Genomic DNA, 811 nt, shown 5'->3' on the forward strand with positions numbered 1-811 from the left:
TTTCCAGTATATTTTTTGCTGCGTTGATATCCCTGTCATGATTTGTTCCACAGACAGGACATGTCCATTCCCTTACGGACAGGTTTTTTGTCTCTGTATTTTGGTATCCACAGACGGAACACAGCTGACTACTGGCATAAAATCTATCTATTTTGACATATTTCCTGCCATTCCACTTTGCCTTATATTCTAACTGTCTTGTCAGCTCATACCATGATACATCACTTATAGACTTTGCCAAACGGTGGTTTTTTACCATGTTTTTTATCTGCAAATCTTCCGAAACTATCACTTGGTTTTCGCTGATGATCTCATGGGACATCTTGTGCAGGTAATCTTTTCTGGTATTTGTTATTTTTTCATGGCATAATGCTATCTTTTTCTTTGTTTTGCAGTAATTTTGGCTTCTTTTCTCTTTATGGGCTAACTGCCTTTGCAGTTTCACCAGTTTCTTTTCGTATTTTCTGATGATTTTTGGATTTTCGTATTTCTTTCCAGTAGAAGTAATACATAACTCCTTAACACCTAAATCTATTCCTGTATTTTGATTTATATGTGGCAGTTCCACGTGTTCTGTTTCCACTAAAATTGATACATAATATTTTCCACTCGGAACTTGTGATATCGTTGCTGATTTTATCTGTCCGATAAAATTTCTATGCAGTTTTGCTTTTACTCCTTTTAATTTAGGCAGTTTTACTCTATTGCACCCGAAATCTACTGTTATATTTCCATTCGTAAAATTTGTTGTATATGACTTATGATTATCGTGTTTACTCTTAAACTTCGGATAACCTGCGTGTTCCTTGAA

Annotated in this window: 1 protein-coding gene; it reads right to left on the reverse strand. The window is 35.0% G+C overall.

Going from position 1 to position 811, the window contains the following annotated elements; genetic code table 11:
• The coding region (locus GPK60_RS08905) for an RNA-guided endonuclease TnpB family protein (protein ID WP_215659400.1) at positions 1-811 on the reverse strand (811 nt) is incomplete at both ends.

This window comes from Ruminococcus sp. MCC718 (genome assembly GCF_018783905.1).
Taxonomy (GTDB): Bacteria; Bacillota; Clostridia; order Lachnospirales; family Lachnospiraceae; genus Hominisplanchenecus; species Hominisplanchenecus faecis.